This is a genomic window from Streptomyces albidochromogenes (genome assembly GCF_005981925.1).
Lineage (GTDB): Bacteria > Actinomycetota > Actinomycetes > Streptomycetales > Streptomycetaceae > Streptomyces > Streptomyces albidochromogenes.
The window spans coordinates 1-4,010 of sequence record NZ_VBVX01000450.1 but is presented as its reverse complement, the minus strand read 5'-3'; the positions used below and the strand labels follow the sequence as shown (position 1 = coordinate 4,010).

At 70.8% G+C, this 4,010-nt stretch carries 4 protein-coding genes and 1 pseudogene; 4 read left to right on the top strand and 1 reads right to left on the bottom strand.

What is annotated here, in order from left to right:
• Together purN and purH are read left to right on the top strand one after the other, a co-directional pair.
• Positions 1-318, top strand: a 318-nt coding sequence (purN, locus tag E2E34_RS32195; RefSeq protein ID WP_279637919.1) for a phosphoribosylglycinamide formyltransferase, incomplete at its 5' end; no start/stop codon positions are given.
• Entirely contained in the window at positions 315-1,877 is a 1,563-nt protein-coding gene (gene purH, locus E2E34_RS32190; RefSeq protein WP_138905381.1) for a bifunctional phosphoribosylaminoimidazolecarboxamide formyltransferase/IMP cyclohydrolase, read from the top strand. The genes purN and purH, both read left to right, overlap by 4 nt.
• Positions 1,878-1,950: 73 nt before the next feature.
• Here the strand turns inward: purH and E2E34_RS32185 are convergent, their stop codons facing one another.
• Positions 1,951-2,682: an RDD family protein gene (locus E2E34_RS32185; RefSeq protein ID WP_138905380.1), complete on the bottom strand. Its 732-nt coding sequence runs from the start codon at positions 2,680-2,682 to the stop codon at positions 1,951-1,953.
• Between the two features lie 228 nt (positions 2,683-2,910).
• Between E2E34_RS32185 and E2E34_RS32180 the strand changes: the two genes are divergently transcribed.
• Both E2E34_RS32180 and E2E34_RS32175 read left to right on the top strand, forming a co-directional pair.
• Positions 2,911-3,789 carry a bifunctional methylenetetrahydrofolate dehydrogenase/methenyltetrahydrofolate cyclohydrolase gene (locus E2E34_RS32180; protein WP_138905379.1) on the top strand — a complete coding sequence of 293 codons (879 nt, stop codon included), beginning with the start codon at positions 2,911-2,913 and terminating at the stop codon, positions 3,787-3,789.
• Positions 3,790-3,809: 20 nt separating this feature from the next.
• Positions 3,810-4,010: pseudogene (locus E2E34_RS32175) on the top strand (hypothetical protein); the annotation flags it as partial.

Below are 4,010 nucleotides of genomic sequence, written 5' to 3'. Positions count from 1 at the left end.
GAGTTCCTCGCGCGCTTCGGGGGCCGCTGCGTGAACACCCACCCCGCCCTGCTCCCCAGCTTTCCCGGCGCCCACGGCGTACGCGACGCTCTCGCGTACGGCGCGAAGGTCACCGGATGCACGGTCCACTTCGTCGACGACGGTGTCGACACCGGCCCGATCATCGCGCAGGGCGTGGTCGAGATCCGGGCCGAGGACGATGAAGCCGCTCTTCATGAGCGCATCAAGGAAGTCGAGCGACGGCTGCTCGTCGATGTCGTGGGGCGCCTGGCCCGTAACGGCTTTCACATTGAGGGACGAAAGGTAGTTATCCAGTGACCGCCGAAGGTACGAAGCGGCCCATCCGCCGCGCGTTGGTCAGCGTCTACGACAAGACGGGCCTCGAAGAGCTGGCCCGCGGCCTGCACGAGGCGGGCGTCACCCTCGTCTCCACCGGCTCCACCGCCGGGAAGATCGCCGCGGCCGGCGTCCCGGTCACCAAGGTCGAGGAGCTCACCGGCTTCCCCGAGTGCCTCGACGGCCGGGTCAAGACGCTGCACCCGCGCGTGCACGCCGGAATCCTCGCCGACCTGCGGCTCGACGCGCACCGCGCGCAGCTGGAGGAGCTGGGGGTGGAGCCGTTCGACCTGGTGGTCGTCAACCTCTACCCGTTCAAGGAGACCGTCGCGTCCGGCGCCACCGCCGACGAGTGCGTCGAGCAGATCGACATCGGCGGCCCCTCGATGGTCCGCGCCGCCGCCAAGAACCACCCCTCCGTGGCGGTCGTCACCAGCCCCGAGCGGTACGCCGACGTCCTCGACGCCGTCAAGGGCGGCGGCTTCGACCTGACGACGCGCAAGCGCCTCGCCGCCGAAGCCTTCCAGCACACGGCGGCGTACGACGTCGCGGTCGCGTCCTGGTTCGCCGCCGACTACGCGGCGGCCGACGACAGCGGCTTCCCCGACTTCCTCGGTTCGACGTACGCGCGCAAGAACGTGCTGCGGTACGGCGAGAACCCGCACCAGCCGGCGGCCCTCTACACCTCCGGCACGGGCGGCCTCGCCGAGGCGGAGCAGCTGCACGGCAAGGAGATGTCGTACAACAACTTCACGGACACGGAGGCCGCGCGGCGCGCCGCGTACGACCAGACCGAGCCGTGCGTCGCGATCATCAAGCACGCCAACCCGTGCGGCATCGCCGTCGGCGCGGACGTCGCCGAGGCGCACCGCAAGGCGCACGCCTGCGACCCGCTGTCGGCCTTCGGCGGCGTGATCGCCGTCAACCGCCCGGTGTCCGTGGAGATGGCCGAGCAGGTCGCCGGGATCTTCACCGAGGTCATCGTCGCCCCGGCGTACGAGGACGGCGCGGTCGAGGTGCTGGCCCGCAAGAAGAACATCCGCGTGCTCGTCTGCCCCGACGCCCCGTCCGACGAGGTCGAGATCAAGGCGATCGACGGCGGTGCGCTGCTCCAGGTCACCGACCGGCTCCAGGCCGAGGGCGACGACCCGTCGACCTGGACGCTCGCCACGGGCGAGGCCCTGTCCGACGGCGAACTCGCCGAACTGGCCTTCGCCTGGCGGGCCTGCCGCGCCGTGAAGTCCAACGCGATCCTGCTCGCCAAGGGCGGCGCGTCGGTGGGCGTCGGCATGGGGCAGGTCAACCGCGTCGACTCCGCGAAGCTCGCGGTGGAGCGCGCGGGCGAGGAGCGCGCGAGGGGCGCGTACGCCGCCTCCGACGCGTTCTTCCCGTTCCCCGACGGACTGGAGATCCTGCTGAACGCCGGCGTCAAGGCCGTGGTCCAGCCCGGTGGTTCGGTCCGCGACGAGCAGGTCGTCGAGGCCGCGAAGCAGGCGGGCGCGACGATGTACTTCACGGGTACGCGCCACTTCTTCCACTGACGCGTCCCGTCCGTGACATGCGGAAGGCCGCAACCCGAGGGGGTTGCGGCCTTCCGCATGTGCTGAGCGCGTACTACTTCTTGATCACCAGGGTGCCGGCGGCACGGTCGTGCCAGCCCTGCAGCTTCCCGGAGTTGTCGAAGAACGGGGAGAGGTAGACCAGGAGCTGGCCGATGCAGACGAACGCGCCGACCATCGGGATGATCCAGCGGATGAAGCCGCCGCCGAGACCCGGGTTCTGGCCGGTGTTCTCCTTGATGACCTTCACGCCCAGCACCATCTTGCCGAGGGTGGCGCCGACGAAGGCGACCATCAGCCACTCGTAGAGCAGCGTGATGAGGCCGAAGACGAGGAGGCTGCCGAAGGCGATGGCGATGATGCCGGCGCTGGCCTCGTTCACACAGGCCTCGTAGCCGGGGTCCATGTAGGTGCCGCAGTCCTCGGCGCTCTCCGCCGCGCCCATGGCGCCCGCGACGCCGATGGCGCTGAAGATGAAGTACAGGATGCCGATCACGACACCGTCGAGCGCACGCGCGCCGAGGCGGCGACCCATCGAAGCGACCTGAACGGTGCCCAGGCCCGGCACGTTGATGTAGCCGCTGTTGGCCTGCATCATGCCCGGCTGCTGCTGCGGGTACGCGCCGTAGGGCTGGCCCGGCTGCTGGGCGCCCTGCTGCGGGTAGCCGTAACCCTGCTGCGGCGGCACGCCCTGGGGGGCCTGCTGCGGGTAGCCGTAGCCGGGCTGGCCCTGCGGGGGCTGCTGGGGCTGCTGGCCGTACGGGTTGTTCGGGTCGCCGAAACTCATGGCGGTGTTCCTCCGTTGGAAGTGCTGGGGACGTCGCGGCCCGAGCGGAGGAACGTCACAAGAAAAACCAGCGGTGCCCCCCCGCCGCTGTCCGCGGCACTGCGCCGATCATCGTTGTAGGACACTCGTCTCTTTGTCCAGTCGAGCCCCACATGTGTTGTGCAAGTGCAACCTCGGCCAGGGCGGCCTGATTGGAACCAGGGCGGGTCCATCCGCGAGGATGGGGTCATGACTGCCCAGATTCTCGATGGCAAGGCCACCGCAGCCGCGATCAAGTCCGACCTGACCGCCCGCGTGGCGGCGCTGAAGTCCAAGGGCGTCGTCCCCGGGCTCGGCACCCTGCTGGTCGGTGACGACCCGGGCAGCAAATGGTACGTCGCGGGCAAGCACCGCGACTGCGCCCAGGTCGGCATCGCGTCGATCCAGCGCGAACTGCCCGCGACCGCCTCCCAGGAGGAGATCGAGGCGGTGGTGCGCGAGCTCAACGAGAACCCGGAGTGCACGGGTTACATCGTCCAACTGCCGCTCCCCAAGGGCATCGACACCAACCGCGTCCTGGAGCTGATGGACCCGGCGAAGGACGCCGACGGCCTGCACCCGATGAGCCTCGGTCGGCTCGTGATCGGCGAGCCCGGCCCGCTGCCCTGCACGCCGTACGGCATCGTCCAGCTCCTCCGTCACCACGACGTGGAGATCAAGGGCGCGAACGTCGTCGTCGTCGGCCGCGGCATCACCATCGGCCGTCCGATGCCGCTGGTCCTGACCCGCAAGTCGGAGAACGCCACGGTGACGCAGTGCCACACCGGTACGCGCGACCTGTCCGCGCACCTCAGGCAGGCGGACATCATCATCGCCGCGGCCGGTGTGCCGCATCTCATCAAGCCCGAGGACGTCAAGCCGGGCGCGGCCGTGCTCGACGTCGGCGTCAGCCGTGACGAGGACGGCAAGATCGTCGGCGACGTCCACCCGGGAGTCGCGGAGGTCGCCGGCTGGGTCGCCCCCAACCCGGGCGGCGTCGGCCCGATGACCCGCGCCCAGTTGCTGGTCAACGTCGTCGAGGCGGCGGAGCGCGCGGCCGCCGACTCCGCCGACGTGGCCGCGGGCTGAGCGGGAAGGAAGCGCCTCCGATGGCTGCCGCGACGAGCCCGGACGAACCGGCCGTGACCGACGAAGTCGCCGACGGCGTTGCCGGTGGCGTTGACGATGCCGCGCCCGGGGCGGGCGTGGGCGAGACGGCCGCGGGTGAGACGGGCGCCGTGGGCGAGACGGGCGCGGGTGAGCTGGGCGCGGGCGAGCTGGAGGCCGTCGGTGCGGGTGGGGCCGAGGGT

Coding starts and splice junctions, on each gene's coding strand:
- E2E34_RS32185 (WP_138905380.1), bottom strand. CDS start 2,682: ATGAGTTTCGGCGACCCGAACAACCCGTACGGCCAGCAGCCCCAGCAG.
- E2E34_RS32180 (WP_138905379.1), top strand. CDS start 2,911: ATGACTGCCCAGATTCTCGATGGCAAGGCCACCGCAGCCGCGATCAAG.